The organism is Ruegeria sp. D4, assembly GCF_056534475.1.
In genome coordinates this window covers 1-15,949 of sequence record NZ_JBQFPJ010000032.1, presented here as the reverse complement: position 1 = coordinate 15,949, position 15,949 = coordinate 1, and the positions used below count along the sequence as shown (strand labels likewise).

The 15,949-nt window shown below is 55.2% G+C and carries 18 protein-coding genes; 11 read left to right on the top strand and 7 right to left on the bottom strand.

What is annotated here, in order from left to right; genetic code table 11:
• Nucleotides 1-433: 433 nt before the first annotated feature.
• The 5 genes from ACR0MI_RS23285 (at nt 434) to ACR0MI_RS23265 (ending at nt 5,041) form a co-directional block, all read left to right on the top strand.
• Nucleotides 434-2,002, top strand: a complete 1,569-nt coding sequence (locus tag ACR0MI_RS23285; protein ID WP_170617653.1) for a hypothetical protein — start codon at nt 434-436, stop codon at nt 2,000-2,002.
• Nucleotides 2,003-2,462: 460 nt separating this feature from the next.
• A complete protein-coding gene (locus ACR0MI_RS23280) occupies nt 2,463-2,654 on the top strand; it encodes a hypothetical protein (protein ID WP_170817431.1) in 192 nt (63 codons plus the stop codon).
• A complete protein-coding gene (locus ACR0MI_RS23275; protein WP_170816228.1) occupies nt 2,647-2,838 on the top strand; it encodes a hypothetical protein in 192 nt (63 codons plus the stop codon). The genes ACR0MI_RS23280 and ACR0MI_RS23275 overlap by 8 nt, the downstream gene beginning before the upstream one ends.
• 106 nt (nt 2,839-2,944) lie before the next feature.
• Nucleotides 2,945-3,091, top strand: coding sequence for an HNH endonuclease (locus ACR0MI_RS23270; RefSeq protein ID WP_170504788.1), 147 nt, complete (start codon nt 2,945-2,947; stop codon nt 3,089-3,091).
• Between the two features lie 606 nt (nt 3,092-3,697).
• Complete coding sequence (locus tag ACR0MI_RS23265; protein ID WP_170816227.1) at nt 3,698-5,041, top strand: amidohydrolase family protein; 1,344 nt, start codon at nt 3,698-3,700, stop codon at nt 5,039-5,041.
• Nucleotides 5,042-5,164: 123 nt separating this feature from the next.
• Here ACR0MI_RS23265 and ACR0MI_RS23260 read toward each other — a convergent pair whose 3' ends face one another.
• The 4 genes from ACR0MI_RS23260 to ACR0MI_RS23245 all read right to left on the bottom strand — a co-directional run bounded on the left by ACR0MI_RS23260 (nt 5,165) and on the right by ACR0MI_RS23245 (nt 7,862).
• Nucleotides 5,165-5,977 (bottom strand): class I SAM-dependent methyltransferase, encoded by an 813-nt coding sequence (locus tag ACR0MI_RS23260; RefSeq protein ID WP_170817430.1) that lies wholly within the window; start codon nt 5,975-5,977, stop codon nt 5,165-5,167.
• A 201-nt stretch (nt 5,978-6,178) separates the two neighbouring features.
• Nucleotides 6,179-6,355 (bottom strand): hypothetical protein, encoded by a 177-nt coding sequence (locus ACR0MI_RS23255; protein WP_170617615.1) that lies wholly within the window; start codon nt 6,353-6,355, stop codon nt 6,179-6,181.
• Entirely contained in the window at nt 6,336-6,566 is a 231-nt protein-coding gene (locus ACR0MI_RS23250) for a hypothetical protein (RefSeq protein ID WP_480855705.1), read from the bottom strand. The genes ACR0MI_RS23255 and ACR0MI_RS23250 overlap by 20 nt, the downstream gene beginning before the upstream one ends.
• Nucleotides 6,567-6,887: 321 nt before the next feature.
• Nucleotides 6,888-7,862, bottom strand: a complete 975-nt coding sequence (locus ACR0MI_RS23245) for a hypothetical protein (RefSeq protein WP_170617620.1) — start codon at nt 7,860-7,862, stop codon at nt 6,888-6,890.
• A 245-nt stretch (nt 7,863-8,107) separates the two neighbouring features.
• Between ACR0MI_RS23245 and ACR0MI_RS23240 the strand changes: the two genes are divergently transcribed.
• From ACR0MI_RS23240 to ACR0MI_RS23215, 6 genes are all read left to right on the top strand, one after another.
• Nucleotides 8,108-8,491, top strand: a complete 384-nt coding sequence (locus ACR0MI_RS23240) for a hypothetical protein (RefSeq protein WP_170619928.1) — start codon at nt 8,108-8,110, stop codon at nt 8,489-8,491.
• A 51-nt stretch (nt 8,492-8,542) separates the two neighbouring features.
• Nucleotides 8,543-10,357: an amidohydrolase gene (locus ACR0MI_RS23235; RefSeq protein WP_170617624.1), complete on the top strand. Its 1,815-nt coding sequence runs from the start codon at nt 8,543-8,545 to the stop codon at nt 10,355-10,357.
• A gap of 139 nt (nt 10,358-10,496) precedes the next feature.
• The gene (locus tag ACR0MI_RS23230; RefSeq protein ID WP_170356195.1) at nt 10,497-10,664 is read left to right on the top strand and encodes a hypothetical protein; all 168 of its coding nucleotides are present in this window, start codon (nt 10,497-10,499) and stop codon (nt 10,662-10,664) included.
• On the top strand, nt 10,657-10,848 hold the full coding sequence (locus tag ACR0MI_RS23225; protein ID WP_170817427.1) for a hypothetical protein: 192 nt from the start codon (nt 10,657-10,659) through the stop codon (nt 10,846-10,848). Before ACR0MI_RS23230 ends, ACR0MI_RS23225 begins: the two co-directional genes overlap by 8 nt.
• Nucleotides 10,849-10,884: 36 nt before the next feature.
• Entirely contained in the window at nt 10,885-11,358 is a 474-nt protein-coding gene (locus ACR0MI_RS23220; protein WP_170817426.1) for a site-specific integrase, read from the top strand.
• Nucleotides 11,355-11,531 carry a hypothetical protein gene (locus tag ACR0MI_RS23215; protein ID WP_170619915.1) on the top strand — a complete coding sequence of 59 codons (177 nt, stop codon included), beginning with the start codon at nt 11,355-11,357 and terminating at the stop codon, nt 11,529-11,531. The genes ACR0MI_RS23220 and ACR0MI_RS23215 overlap by 4 nt, the downstream gene beginning before the upstream one ends.
• A gap of 210 nt (nt 11,532-11,741) precedes the next feature.
• Here the strand turns inward: ACR0MI_RS23215 and ACR0MI_RS23210 are convergent, their stop codons facing one another.
• The 3 genes from ACR0MI_RS23210 to dctP form a co-directional block, all read right to left on the bottom strand.
• Complete coding sequence (locus ACR0MI_RS23210; RefSeq protein WP_170617613.1) at nt 11,742-13,097, bottom strand: TRAP transporter large permease subunit; 1,356 nt, start codon at nt 13,095-13,097, stop codon at nt 11,742-11,744.
• Nucleotide 13,098: 1 nt separating this feature from the next.
• A complete protein-coding gene (locus ACR0MI_RS23205; RefSeq protein ID WP_170617611.1) occupies nt 13,099-14,406 on the bottom strand; it encodes a TRAP transporter small permease subunit in 1,308 nt (435 codons plus the stop codon).
• Between the two features lie 79 nt (nt 14,407-14,485).
• Nucleotides 14,486-15,586, bottom strand: coding sequence for a TRAP transporter substrate-binding protein DctP (gene dctP, locus ACR0MI_RS23200; protein WP_480855703.1), 1,101 nt, complete (start codon nt 15,584-15,586; stop codon nt 14,486-14,488).
• Between the last annotated feature and the right edge of the window lie 363 nt (nt 15,587-15,949).

Here is a 15,949-nt window from a genome sequence, read left to right as displayed (position 1 = left end):
CCGTCCACTGGTGCTGACGGCGTCCGTAAGACTGGACCGCTGACGAGTCGTTCCGGGGCGCTGAAGAATGTTCGCTGGTGCTGGCGGGTGGTGGGGACGTTCATTCCCAGTCTTGCGAAGGACTGATGGGAGCCCAAAAGTCACCGATGCTGCAGTGCGCGCGAATGTCTGCTATCAGAAGGAAGGCCAAAAAAGTGACAAAATCAAAAGCGGTTTTGCCAAGAGTTTGTGGCACATGTTCTTGCAACGATTTCGATCGTTGCGCGACGAATGACAAAAACGACCCGTTTCGCCGAGGATGTCGCGGCTGGGCGGGAGATCGGAGAGACTACTTCGAGCCAAAGATTTAGTTCAACAAGACAAATACTTTTATTGATGGTATATTGGGTAAGCATAAAGAACATAAAACATTTGAATACCTAGGAACTTTACCATGCGCATAGTGAGCCTTGCTGCCGCGCTGTCACTTATTCCCGTGGTGGCCATCGCCCAGATAGACGGATGCGACGAACTCATTAGTGTCGATCAAGAGCGCGATGCGCTAAATTGGGCCCTTGGCGGGTTAGAACAACTCTTCATGGCAGATGACGAAGTCACCAAGTTGAGTCCCATCGGCGATGTGGAGTTCTGGATCACGGTCCAGCCCGGTCGCTTCGCGAACGTCACCTGCGAGGAGAAGCAGTTCGAAGACCAGGAGATGTACCCCATCGGCTTGGTGGTAAAGCCCCTAGGCGTACTCGACCTGCCCGCCTATACGGGCGCGGGACGTGGCACGCCGGTACTTGCACTCACCGAGTACGGGCACCGCAAAATTATCTCCATCGACGACATCGCGCCGATCACCCCAAACGCCACCTATATCTTTGCCGACGGCGTATCAGAGGCGACCTTTTGCTATGGTACTGATAATTGCCCCGGCAACCAGCCCACCGAATGCAGCTCCGCAATCTGGCGCTGCAGCTACAAGGTCGGAGCGGTATCGGGCTATGCGGTTGTACCCAGTCTGAATGAAGACGTCGCTGGCATCATCGACGCGTTCGAGAAGTTGACACGCGATCCTATCCTCCAACTAGAGCGTGGCCGCTACAGCCCGTCCCGCGTCGCAGAGCTACAGGCCGAAGCTTGCCGACCCTTCCGTGCCCGCGCCTACAAACCCGGCGCCGTGCCGCACCAGGCCGGTGCAGTAGCCCTATCGCTCTGCGCTCTCGATGGTGAGGGTGTGCTGCCACTCAAGTTTGTCGATACCGATCGCGCCGCTGCTCGGTTCGCACATGGACTGTCGGTCTCGTTCCACCGCGAGCTCGGCTCACCCAGCTCGATGCTGTCGGACAGCGTCCGTGAGATTGCCAATAAGCGACTTGTCTTCGCCAAGAACTGTGGAGAAACGATTGAAGCCGAGAAGATCTTCAGTCTGGGTGGTGGTGCGGGGATCGACGCCAACATCTTCAATGTAGCGAGTGTCGAGCTTGGCGCAAACCGTAAGGCCAGCACCTCCTATATCGAGGAGGTAGGACCGGACGAATACCTGCTCTACACTACCTATTTCATCCGCCCTATTCCTAAACCTACCGACAACGCGGAAGACGACGACCTCTGGGTTTTTGACATCGTATTCCGTGCTGGTTGCGAAGGAGGCGAACCGCGCGACCGCTCTTCGGTGGTCATCTTCTACAAGGATTTGCCCCTAGGCTATGTCCCGATCGGCGTCAAAGAAGGCATATTCAAGAACTATGTCACCACCTGGGGCAACGCCTCCTTCACCGAAGGCACTAGTCCTGCGCAGATCTACCAGGGGCATTTCTGGGTCATCAAGGATCATTTGGCCTATTTTTATTGGCGCGACACGCTGCGGGAATTTCTCTACGAGGAAATCGGCGTCGCGCGCAATCTGATCCAACGCTACCCGCCGGAGCAGCAGCCGCTGGTGCGCGACTTCATGGTCTATCTGTTCCTCTCCGCAGCCTTCGATCACCGCCGCCCCATCCGCTACATTGAGGAGTGATCCTATGTTCGCTATCCTGATATCTTTGGCGTTGATCGTGTTCGAACCTGTGAACCCTATATGCGATGCCTCAGTGCGCTGTTGCACCATGCCAAACGGCGCTACCTGCTGCGGCCATTCGAGCGGCAGCGGCAACGGCATTTCCGGTTGCGCATGTCAGTGAGAAGTCTGTGAAGCGAAGCATGTTTATTTCGCGGGACCTCCTTTTTGGTGATCTTTTTGACTTGGGACGGCTACCTTCCGGACGGGCCCACATTAACCGTTCCTGAAACAGCCAAGTTGTTGGAGCCAGCTTTGGAATACGTGAAGCGAAAAGGCGTTTTGCCCGCTCAATTGCCATTTGCTTCCTTGCTCTGAACGTCCGGAATGCGCGGATTGTGTCCTGCTGCACATGCAAAAAGCTGAAGCTTGGCGGACGGCAGCAAAGGGCTGACTGCGGTCCTTTGGAGCAACACTGCGGATGTCTGCAAAGTCCGCAACTCGGGTGAAGTACCTGTCTGCCCTCGGCGTTCTCGTCGGGGGTTTTCTTTTGCACCCACCGCCCAAGGCCGTCCTGACGACGATGCTCTGGGTGGTGTCTCGGTCTCATCCCGCTGTCTCGGCGCTGGTTCTGCTGGCGGTCCTCTGGACGTGGAGGTCCGACGATGGCTGAGCTGAAACTGAATCCCGGTGACGTCGTGGTCGTCCGCGCCTTCGATGACATCCCCGAACATCACTTCCGCGTGGAGGAGGTGTTTGAAGACTGCGTGACCGGCTTTGCTGTCACCGGCCCTCTGGCTGGGACCTACGGCGAACCGGATCGGGAGATAATCCTACGGGTTATCTCAACCAACTGAACCCACCCGCATTTAAACACTGAAAGGAGGAGGCCTATGTCTGCTCACATTCGCTATGCCTATCTGAAGGGCCATACGTGGTTGTTCAGACGCAACTAACCGGGCGGTGATCGATGAGGCGACGGTGGTTCGCCATCGCTGTCATAATGAGCGCTGCGTCCGTCCTGAACACCTGATTGAGGGGTCGGCTGCGGATAACAAGCGCGACGACTGGGACTTCTGGGCGAACGGGGTCGACTACGACCTGCTATGACCTGTGGCATGGGCCTTCAACGACCTCAGAGGGCCCACCCTCAACACCCGAAACACCCGAAACCACTGGGGCATAAACGGGGGCATTTCTCGGTGGGTTTAGCCCCCAGCGCCTGCTGTTGTTCCATGTTCCGATGAACTGGCTGGGGTGGTAGGAATCCTTGCCGACCGATGAAACCTATCAACTTTTCCAGCCGGTGGCCGAAACTGGGGCGGTTTCGGGGGCATTTAGAGGGTCAGCATGGGGCATTTCTGACCGCTGGAGAGGCAGTTTACTAGTGCCGACAGATGCGCTGGCGAGACCACCGGATCGACCGTCCACTGGCGCTGAGACGACCGCTGACGAGTCGTTCCGGGGTGCTGACGGGGGTCGCTGGCATTGATGAAGTGGCTGACCGTTGGCGCGGAAGCGGACGTTCGAGCGGACAACGGCGAATGACCGTATCGAGCCCGAAACGGCCGTTCTTGCAACGCAGTATGACCTGCAGTTTAACGCCCTAAAAATGCTATACTTTACGTCACCCTCTTCATCGGGTTTACTGGATGGTTTTACATGCGTGTGTGAGTTAGCCTTCAACAACTTCTTCGTCATCTTTAGGATTAAGTTATGATCTCCAAACGCGCATTTTTGTCCAGTCTCGCATCGACCACTGCGCTGGCTCTGGTCCCGGCGCGAGTCCGTGCTCAAGCCCCAGATGCCACGCTTTTCACGAACGTGCGTGTTTATGACGGGATGTCCGATGAATTGACCGAGCTCACGAACGTCCTTGTCGAAGGGGAAATGATCAAGGATGTCTCGCCCGCTGCTGATGCCGAGCCAGAGGTGCCGCGCATCGATGGAGATGGACGGACCTTGATGCCGGGGCTCCTCGATATGCATGTGCACCTGCAGTGGAACCAGGACCCAGCTGGCTTCCTGACGGCACGTCCAGATTACATTGCTGCATTGGCATTGAGCGAAAGTGAAGCCACCCTGATGCGTGGCTTTACCAGTGTCCGTGATACTGGTGGCGGCATTCTCGGTTTGGCGCGCGCCATAGACGAGGGCCTTCACCCCGGTCCGCGCATTCAGGCGTCAAACGCTGCGATCTCAATGACCGCCGGTCATGGCGACCTTCGGCCGCGATCTGTGCGTCCGAGAGCCTTCGGCGGGCCGCCGTTCACGGAAGCGGAGCGACTTGGGATCACACTTTTCGCAGACGGAGTTCCTGAAGTTCTGGCGGCAGCACGCGAGCAGTTCCGGCAGGGTGCGCACTTCATCAAAGTCTTTTCAGGCGGCGCCGTGACTGGCCTCTACGACCCATTGGATATCAACGAGTATTCGCCTGCAGAACTCGAAGCGGCAGTCGAGGAGGCCAAACGTTGGAACACTTACGCGACCTCGCACGCATACATGGACACATCAGTTCGGGCCGCCATTGAGGCAGGTTACCAATGTATCGAACATTGCAACCTCATGACGCCTGAGTCGATGGAGTTGGCCGTGGAAAAAGGGGTCTGGCTTTCAACCCAGGTTGGTTTTTTTGCAGCAGATATTCCGGCAGGGTTCACGCCCGCCCAGACGGAGCGCCAAAAGATGGCGTTTGATGGTCTCGACGCCATGCTTCGATTAGCGCGAGAGTCCGGCGCTAAGATTGCACTCGGAACAGACTTCGTCGGATCGAGGCAAACGAAAGCAACGCAGTTGGAGGAATTGCAGCTCAGGACGCCATGGTTCAGCAACGCCGAGATTTTGCGGCAGGCGACAGGTCTGAATGGACAGCTTTGGGACATGACCGGACCGCGTAATCCCTACCAGGCTGGTCCAGTCGGTGTCATCCAACCCGGAGCCTACGCCGATATTCTGCTCGTGGACGGAGACCCGATTGCCGACCTTACGGTCATGGCCTCTGCAGACAATTTCGATGTGATTATGAAGAACGGCAAAGCGCACAAGAACAATCTGGCCTGAGAGATTTGCCTAGGGTCAAGATAGGCACTGGTGTTGCATGCGAATGACCGAAGTGTCCGCAAAGTGGTCGTTAATGGCAAGTACGGCGGATGACCGAGTTGAGCCCGAAGCCGACCCGCTTCCCTACACTGGTTTTATTGCGGTGACGACGAAACTCGGCATAGGAACAGCGAGTTTCCCACCGGACTCAAACTTCGAGATAGCTGCGGCGATGTCGGCCTTGATTGCACTCCGCACGGTTTCGGATTGCTGGTCCATTATTATCGGAGTTCGCACGCTGAACTGTAGAAACTCCTCCCAGAAACCATCGACAGAGTCTGAGTGGAAAACAGAAGGCACAGGAATGATCTCCACATCGGAGAAGCCTGCTGCGACGACGGATGCTCGGCATGTTTCGTGGTCCGAGAAAGAAAACGCGTCCGGGGACGGAGGAACCTTCGTCATGTCTGCATGCTTCATGATGGCACCGAATACGCAAGTGAAAAGCGGAGACTCATTCGGCTGCGACCATTGGCTGAAGGCATAACGTCCTCCAGGTCGCAGAACGCGGTAGGCTTCACCGAAGGCCAATTTTGGATCGGTAAAGTGAAAGACCCCAAAGTTGCAGATTACCGCATCGTATGAGCCGTCAGGCTCTTCAAGCGCTAGAGCGTCGCCCTGACGAAACTCCAGGTGCGGAAACCGCTGTCGTGCGACCTCGACCATGCTCGGCGCAAAGTCGATGCCTTTGGCAGTTGCGCCGATAGCGTCAGCCGCTCCGGCAGCAAACCCGGGACCTGTGCAAATGTCGAGGATCTGAAGGCCAACTCGCGCTCGCACTCCGGACAAAAGCGCAGGTATAGCCTGCGTCGTGACGCGAGCGGTCAACCCTTCATACATAACGGCCCGCTTGTCCCAGCCCTCAAGTTCCTGTCTTCTGAACTCCTCGAACGACATTGCCTCCTCCCAAGTCTACTTTGATGGTCAATTCAAATGTACCATATCTTTCGTCAACGATTGCCCGTAGCGAGAAGGGTGATGTCAACTTTGTCCGCAACTCGACCATTCGACCAGCCCACCAACCAACGCCCGCTTTGCGAAAAAGAAAGCAAAGTCGATATCCCCCGGCAACCCGCTGAGGGCCGCCGAGGGTTCTGTCTATGAAGGTGGTCTGCGGTTGACGACATAGTCAGCCAACCACTGCCAGTAGGCGTCCGCATCCCGTAATCCCTGAGCACGCGCCGCCAGATCTTCCGCTGCTTTACGGGTGCAACCGCCATCGAATTCAGCGATGGCAGCCCGTTCCTCAAACGCGTCAATGTCCGGGAAACTCATACCGGAAGCCGTATCTGGTCCACGATCGACCGACGTTGCTCGTCACTGATCCCTGCCGAGTAGATGCCGTAGGTGATCGGTCGCCGTATCGGCTCGTGAACAACCCGACAGAGTATCGGACCGATTTGAACCCGCTGGGTCTCAGCTCAGGGATGTCATCGAAGGCGCGGACGACCACGACGTCACCGGGGTTCAGTTTCAGCTCAGTCATCGTCGGACCTCCACGTCCAGAGGAGAGGCCGCTGGCGCTGAGACGACCGCTGACGAGTGGTTTCGGGGGCTGACGGGTGGTCACTGGTGCTGGCGGGTGGGGGGGCGGACGTTCAATCCTAGTGCTGCGAATGACTGATGGGAGCCCGGAGCCAACATTGCCGCCTGTCTCATTCCCGGTTACAATTCTACTATCATCGGGGAGGTAGTCGTGATGCGGAAGATACTTCTTCTGACGCTATTTATGTCATTTTTTATCAATGACTTAGCCAAAGCGGAAAACCACGATCTGTTAATGGTGATGACCAGACCTACTGCACTATTATACCTTTAGTGAAACTCTTTCGACGCCCTCCAGAATGTGCATTCGAACATCTTGGTGTGGCACGTAGCTTCTCAGATAGCGGTCTAGGTTTCCAGATAGGTCAGGATTCAGTTCTAAAGCGCGCTCCAATTCGGTTGCAGCAGCATACAGTAAACCCAACTGCCCGAGGGCAGCAGCGCGCTCAACCGCACCCCAAAAGAACTCATTCATTCCGAAGGCGATAGCTTCTGCCAGTGCGGTTTCGTAATCCTCGGCGCTATAGGCCGAAAGAAACTTAGTGTGGTGCAACCAGCCTGGCACGTTGGTTCCGCATACCGCAGAGCGTTCTTCGTAAAGTTCTCCCGGGGTTTCCGAAACGACGTCACACATCCACATTCCGAATTGCTTTGACTTATCATCGTCCAGCGCGAGCATGGACTGGCCACATTTGCGAACTTCCGCCAACTGTCCAAGTTCAAGGGAGATCATGGCTCTCGAAAGGAGCACTTTGGCACAGGTCTTATCGATAGCATAAGCTAAATCAGCAAGACGAACTGCCTCTTCCAGTTGATCGGCCCCACGCTGGTAACCATGCTTGTAGCCGTCAAGAGTCAAATCCGCCGAAGCCGCCAACAGCTCTGCGTTTTCAGGGGCATGTTCCAGAGCCAAACTAATTTTCGACATCGCGAGGTGATAGGCAGGTTTGCTCGCGACCCCCTGATACCAATCTGCAAGGAAAAGTGCCTCTTTCGTGCTACAAAAACTCAGTTGGTTGAACCGAAACACCGGGCGATTACTGCCGGGACTCAGCAAAATGAGTATCTTTGGTTTGACCTGGGCATTGTAGAATGAGAGCCTGTTTCTCAGCCTTTTGCACGCAACGCGGACACTTGAATCACTCTTACTTCTGAACTCGCTCCCTTTGCCGAACACGTTCAATGCAATGTCTTTGGATGACGGGGTCATGTCTTTGCCACCAAGTTCAGTATCCACGAGGAATCTCAGAACTCTTACAAGTTGTGGCGAATCCCGGAAGTGCTCAGAGCGGCACACTGCGTCCAGCTGTATCAGGACCTCCCTCCTGCCTGGCCTAATGCAATTGTATGGATCAGCAGTTCTGTTCCTACTCATTCCATGCCCCAAAACGCAAAATAGGGTGTTAGTCACACCTAGCCACACCATGAGTGAAAAGGCAAACTTTGGAAAATCCACAGCTAATCAACAAGAAGCTCCGTTACATGAACACACGAACACGTAATTTCAAAGTCCTTGTTGGTCTCGGCCTTTCAGCTACTCTGCTGGCCGGATGTAATGCTACCCAGCCGGTGGCGGTCCAGGCAGCCGACGTTTCGGCTCAACGATACGCTCCATACTCCTGCAATCAGCTCAGCGCTGAATACCGCAGAGCGCAGAGCATTGCACAGCAAATGGAAACCGAACTCAAGCGGCGCGCCGATCAGGATGAAGCGCTCACCAATATCTGGGCTGTTACCGGGGTTCAATTGGGCGGATTCAAATATGGCGATGGTCCGATGACTCAGGAATACGCAGAACTGAAGGGGACGATGGCAGCGTTAGAAACCACGATGATTTCCAAGGACTGTACGAACCTACCATTCTAACACGACGTAGCCTGCCCAAAGAAATACGACAATCACCGGGGAGTAGAACAGATGATCCAGCTTTGTAAATCCATCCTGGCCAACTCTGCCGCGCTGGCGTTTATGGCAGCCGGTCAAACCTCACATGCGGCGCCCGAGGCCAGTCCCACTTCGGCTCAATCAGCCGACACCGTCTACACCAACGGCAAAATATATACTGTGAACGCCTATCAGCCTTGGGTTGAAGCGGTTGCGATTTCCGGTGACAAGTTTGTCGTCGTCGGTTCAAACGATGATGCAATGGCCGTCGCAGGTGAAAGCGTCAAGGTTATCGATCTGGACGGAGCCTTCGTAATGCCCGGAACCGTTGATCTGCACTCGCATCCATTTATCACGCCTTGGTATGGCGACATGAATTTGTCACTGTCCCAGCCCGACAATGTTGTCGCAATCCTTGCCGAAGTAAAAGCCTATGCCGACGCAAATCCCGACAAGGAGTGGATATTGGCAGGACAATGGCATTTGGGGCTTTTCGAGAATGACGCACCCCGCAAGGAACTCCTGGATGAAATCATCCCGGATCGTCCGGTTGCACTTTTGGATCAGACTGGGCACACATTCTGGGTTAACTCAAAGGCCTTAGAGTTGGCGGGCATCGACAAGGACACTCCGTCAGACAGTGCTGTGGTCATAGTCAAAGACCCCGATTCTGGGGAACCCACCGGCACTTTGCGCGAGTTGGGGATGCAACTGATCGAGCTGGTGATTCCACAAGCGAGCGCCGAGGAATATGCTGAACCGATCTACGACATATTCGACATGTTCTTGTCTTACGGCATCACTTCACAGCAAACCGCAGAAGGACACCGCGCTCCACTTGAGGCATTAAAGTTGCTTGAACGAGAAGGCTATCTGCACCAGCGTGTCTTTGTTAGCTGGGATTGGCGCACCACTCTGAATCTTGCATATACTCTGGAAGACATCGAAAGCCAGATACAGAACCGAGCGAACTACCAAACCGAACTGGTTTATCCCGACTATGTCAAAATCTTTTCCGATGGCAGCCCCGGCGCGCGCACCTCGCTGCTGATTGAACCTTACGAGGACGGTTCGGGTTTTCTTGGCGACACGCTTTTGAACTACGAGCAGTATCGGGATGATTTCATCAAGTTCGACAAGATGGGTGTCGGCCTGCATATCCATTCCATTGGTGAAGGTTCAATCCGGCGTGTCATCGACGCGTTGGAAGCGATGAAGGAAGCCAATGGCGAAACCGGAACCAAACATAAGGTCGCGCATAACTGGATGATAACAAAGGACGACATCACCCGCCTTGCGGCACTCCAGAACGTGGAAATGGATTTCTCGCCGCACATACCCTATCCCCATCCTGGAGTCGAAGGTTCTTACCCGCAACAGATTGGCGACGACCGTTACAACAGCATGTTCAAAGTCCGCTCAGCCATTGATGCAGGTATAGTTGTTGGTCATGGTTCGGACTGGCTGACTGCTCAACCTACACCCAACCCGTTTCCCGCCATCGAAGGGTTTGTCACTCGGATCAACCCTGACATGCCCGAGATGGGGGCACTTAACCCTGACGAAGCGATCACCCTTGAACAGGCGATTGCGGTAACAACGATCAATGGCGCCAAAATTCTTGGCGCGGAAGACAAGATCGGTAGTATAGAACCGGGCAAGTTTGCTGATATGATCGTGCTTGATCAAAACCTCTTTGAAATTCCAGTAACGGACGTTGGTGACACGCTGGTGACGCACACGGTTCTGGGTGGCGAGATTGTTTATGCTCGGGCAATCCACGGGAACGAGGACGTCGACCACGGACGAGAACCAATGTCCCACTTCCTAGGACACAATCACGACTAGACTGTACAATCGGAGGAAAGTCCGAGGTCGGCTTAGTCCGCAACTCGGCCATTCCCACTATGAATCTGAACGTCCGCGCCCGTCAAAACCGAGGAACCTCCTGCATCTAAATAAAGAAGCAACTGCAGGAGTATGATCCATGAAGTACCTGTCTGCCCTCGGCGTTCTCGTCGGGGGTTTTCTTTTGCACCCACCGCCCAAGGCCGTCCTGACGACGATGCTCTGGGTGGTGTCTCGGTCTCATCCCGCTGTCTCGGCGCTGGTTCTGCTGGCGGTCCTCTGGACGTGGAGGTCCGACGATGGCTGAGCTGGAGCTGAAGCCCGGTGACGTCGTGGTCGTCTGCGCCTTCGATGACGTCCCTGAACACCTGTTCCGCGTGGAAGAGGTGTTCGAAGACTGCGTGACCGGCTTTGCTGTGACCGGCCCTCTGGCTGGGTCCTACGGCGAACCGGCCGTCGAGATAATCCTACGGGTTATCTCAACCAACTGAACCCACCCGCATTCAAACACTGAAAGGAGGAGGCCTATGTCTGCTCACATTCGCTATGCCTATCTGAAGGGCCATACGTGGTTGTTCAGACGCAACTATCCCGTTGACGTGGCTCTCGCGCTGGGCGCTCAACCTAACCAACTGCGACTGCTGAAGACCGACGCGGCGGAGCGACTGGTGCCGGTTCACCCGGTGCTGGATGAGATGTTCCGGCAGCTACCATCATCTGGTCCTCTGTTCCCCGACCTGACCGTGGCACATGTCACTAAGGGCTTCGCGAGACTGAGACGGCGGTTGGGCTTGGAGCGACCGGGCTTGGTGTTTCACTCGACCCGCAAGTGGTTCATCACCCAATGTGAGCGAACAGGTGTCCCGGAGCACTTCACGGCTTCTCTGGTCGGCCACCAATCGGCACGGTCAGAGAACGGGATCACCTACAGCATCTACTCGGCTGGGATCAGTGACGAGCAACGTCGGTCGATCGTGAACCAGATACGGCTTCCGGTATGAGTTTCCCGGACATTGACGCGTTTGAGGAACGGGCTGCCATCGCCGAATACGATGGCGGTTGCACCCGTAAGGCAGCGGAAGATCTGGCGGCTCGGGCTCAGGGGTTCCGGGATGCGGAAGCCTACTGGCAGTGGCTGGCTGACTATGTCGTCAACCGAAGACCACCCTCATAAACAAAACCCTCGGCGGCCCTCAGCGGGTTGCCGGGGGATATCGACTTTGCTTTCTTTTTCGCAAAGCGGGCGTTGGTTGGTGGGCTGGTTGAATGACCGTTCCGCGGACTCTTCAAACTTTCGACCGAATGTCTTCAACAAGCGAGAACGACAAAAGTAGGGCGTTTTCTACCCAGCGATGGCATTCAAACGAAGCATTCAACCGATTGTCTAACCATACACCAAGCGTGGCAGCCACGTAATAAGTTCAGGAAAGAACATACAGGCCAGCAATCCGACGATTTGCAACGCGAGGAAGGGTAGAGCGGACTTGAAGATGTCTCCCATCGGAATCGATTCTGGTGCAACTCCCCGCAAATAAAATAGCGCATAGCCGAATGGCGGGGATAGAAAGCTCATCTGCATGTTAACGAGATAGAGCACTCCGAACCACAGAACCAAATCGTTGGGGTCTTCAAAGCCGAAGGCGGTAGCGCCGAGCGCCTTGATAATGGGAACGAAGATTGGGACGCAAAGCAGAAGGATACCAACCCAATCGAGGAACATGCCAAGGACTACCAGCAGAATCTGCATTACAATCAAGATGCCCCATGGCCCCAAGCCAAACCCCTGCATCGTATCTTGCACAAACTGCTGACCACCTTCGAGGACGTAGAGACCTACAAATATTGTGGCGCCGAACATGATCCAGATTACCATGGCACTGGCCTTGAGCGTCGTAAGGCTGGCCTCCCTAACTGTCTGCCAGTCGAGCTTTCGGTGGATCGCGGCGACGATGAATGCGCCGAAGGTTCCGATGCCTGCGGCCTCGACCGGGGTCGCAACTCCTGTGAAGATAATACCCAACACGACGACGATCAGTGCGATCGGAGCGGCCATATGACCCAGGAGCCGAAGTTTCTCAGGCGTCGACACCCGCTCTTCCATTGGGATCGGCGGACCCAAAGAAGGGTTCAGGTAGGATCGCAAAACGACATACAGTATATACATTCCCGACAGCATCAACCCGGGAATGACTGCCCCGATGAACAATTCGCCAACCGATTGCTCAGCAACAACCGCGTAAATGATCGCAAGTATCGACGGTGGGATCAGGATACCAAGTGTCCCGCCCGCCATGATCGAACCCATCGCGATCTTGGTGTCGTATCCGCGCTGCAGCATCGCCGGCAGAGCGATAATGCCCATCGTTACCACCGCCGCACCAATTACTCCGACCATGGCTGCAAGGATTGTGGATGCCAGAATGGTCGCTGCTGCCAGCCCGCCTTTCACGCCGCCCAAAAGCTTGTAGATCACGTCGAACATATCGTTGATGATCCCGGCGCGCTCTAGCATTGCGGCCATAAAAATGAAAAGTGGAATAGCCGATAGCTGATAGTTCGTCATCAACGGGAAAATGCGGCTTGGAACAATGTTCAGCGCACGCGCGTCGCCTAGGATAAAAAGGAACACGCAGGCTAGGCCGCCGGTGACGAAGGCAAGCGGCAGACCAGCCATCAAAAGCACGATTAAGCTGCCGAACATGATTAGCGTCAGAAGCTCGATTCCGATATCGAGACCCATACTACGCCCCCCTTGCGATCGCGCGGATGTCTTTAGAAACTTTGGATATACCCTGCAAAAGCAACAATAATCCGCCCATCACCATCACCCATTTCATGGGCCATAAGGGCACCTCCCATTCGTTGAAGCTGATCTCACCCCAACGGATGTTCGGATCCGTCCATTGCGCCAGATCGAAGGTGCCAAGCATCTCTAAGAAGTTATTGTTGCCGCGGGCCCAGTCCGAAACCACCGAATTGCCTGAGGGAACCGCCATTGCGTCAAGCGCGAAAATCCAAGAGGTGTAGAGCAGAGTCCCTGCGAAGATAAAGAAGAACACTGATGTCGCCAGATCAACCCAAGCCTTCCTTGGGCGCGACAGGGGAGCATAGAATATGTCCACCCGAACGTGGCTTTCGGTCAGCATCGCATAAGACCCTGCGATCAGATACTGCATCCCGAACATCAAATACATCGATTCGTGTGCCCAATTCGTCGGTGTCCCAAACACGTAGCGGCTGATTACCTCGAAATAGTAAACGAAAACAGCGATCACGGCCCAGTAGGCGACAAATTCGCCGCAAAACAAAGAAAGCCGGTCAATCCAATTCTCAGCGTATTCCGAGTCTTCCTTCTTGCTCTCAGCTTCGGCTTTTTCCAGAGCAACTTCGGTTTCTGTTTTGGTTTCCTCGGGGAGCGTCTCGTTTGCGCGCCGCACAAGGTTCGGGATTAGGATCGCATCGATCACCATCAATACGACCAGCGCCCAGAAGGCATAACCTGCAGCATTGCCCCAAAAAGTACGATTTGCCTCGGCTTCGGCCAGCGGTTGGGACATCTCGTCAAGAATCGCCTGAGCCTCTGTAATGCGTTCTTCGGATTTGGGTATCGAAGCCTCGACCCGGTCCACCCGCCGCTGCGCGAGGCGAGCACGGGTAGAGCCTACTTCGGCTTCAGCTAGAGCGGCCTGGAGATCCTCAAGCTGCGCCCGCGCCTCATCAAGCCGCGGCTGTTCGCGTTCCACTGTTCGCTCGGCAACGCGCACCTCATTCGCCAAATCAGACACCACGGACCGAGCCGCGGTTTCCATACTGTTGGACCACAAGATCAACAGGAACACCGGCACGAAGACGAAGCCTAAAAGGCTCCTCAAGTAGAATCGGTGGAGCCCCAGCATCCCGCCTGTGAAAAGAACCATGTAAGCTATTGCGGCAGAGTAGCGTCTAACCGAAGGACGCGGGCGCCGAGCCAATACCATGGCGATAAGTGGAAACACTATAAGCCCCACCCAGTAGGCCCAATGCGGCAGGGTGAACGAGAAATCAGGCATTACGTCGCCTCGGTGGTGTTGTCATATCAATGCACCCGGCCAGAAGGCCGGATGCTAAGCTATGGATCAGATTCGGAACTCAGAGATCGAGTTCCATCCCTTCCACCTGTTCCGGCGTCAAATACCCAAGAGAGCCCGACATCATGTAGTCGAGTTGGATCTTGAATATCCGAGCCGCATCCTTATCGCGGTTCGCATATTCGAACCAGATTGGCACAGCGATCTCTGTCATGAGTTCGACATCATCCTGTGTTAGGCGAGTGACCTCAGTCCCATCTTCTTCGAATTTCTTCCAAGCTTCCTGGTCCGCAGCTTGGATCGCCGCATGGTGCATATCGGAATAGACGTGGGTTTCCATCTCGACAAACTGTTGCATCTGGGGGCTAATCGCGTTCCAAGCCTCCATTCCGACAGTTATGTCCATAAGGTCAACCGGCTGGTACAGCGACATAAAGCCCGGTGGTCCCATAACAATATAATCCGTGACCTGGCTAAAGCCGAGTGCGTAGTTCACTGCGGGACCAACATAGTCGGCCACATCAATCGTACCCTTCTCAAGCGCGGGGAATATTTCCGATCCCGGAAGAACGGTGGTTTCCGCGCCGATCTCGGTAAACACTTCAGCCACCATACCGCCCGGCAGGCGCATTTTACGCCCGGCGAAATCGTCGATTGACCGGATCGGTACTTTAGAGTGGATGATGTTGGGACCGTGATGTACCGGGCCAACAAAATGCAGTCCCTGCGCCGCGAACAGTTCACGCGCGATCTCAAGCCCACCGAGGCTGTAATAGAAAACGTCCCATTCATGTGGGTTTCGAAGGCCAAGCGGATAGCTGGTCATGAATGTCGCTGCTGGGATAATGCCTTGATAATAAATCGTGAACGGGTTGATCGCCTCCAGAACACCGTTTTTCACCGCGTCGGCCAGTTGGAAGTCGCCAACAACATCACCGGCGCCGAACGGCTGGAACGCAAGTTCCCCACCAGTCTTTTCTTCGATGGTTGCACACCAGTCCTTAAATATCTGCAGTCCTGCGCCCCCGGGCCAAGAAGTCTGGATACGCCATGTGGTACCATCAGATGCTGCTGTTGCGATGTGCGGTGCCGCAAGTGTCGCCGCACCTGCTGTCGCAAGTGAGCGCAACGCGCCACGTCGCGTTGTGACTGAACTCTTCATTTGATCCTCCCGTGTGCAGTTCATGCACTTTGTTATTTGTGCTCCGGCCCCATTTTCTGGCAACCGGTCACTCTATCTTAGCGCTTCAAACGACGTATGCAAATTTTTGGATGTTTAGGCGGTGTCCGCTTTGATCATCAAGCTGCCAGTATTCCAGCTGCGATCCGGGTTTCGACCTCCAATATCTTTTTGGTCAAATAACGCAAATGACCGAAATTAGCACGAAGCAGCGGTATTTTGTTCATCAGCAAGGTGCCCTGTTCAGGCTCAGGCCACCCGCCAGCACCAGCGAACATTCTTCAGCGCCCCGGAACGACTCGTCAGCGGTCCAGTCTTACGGACGCCGTCAGCACCAGTGGACGG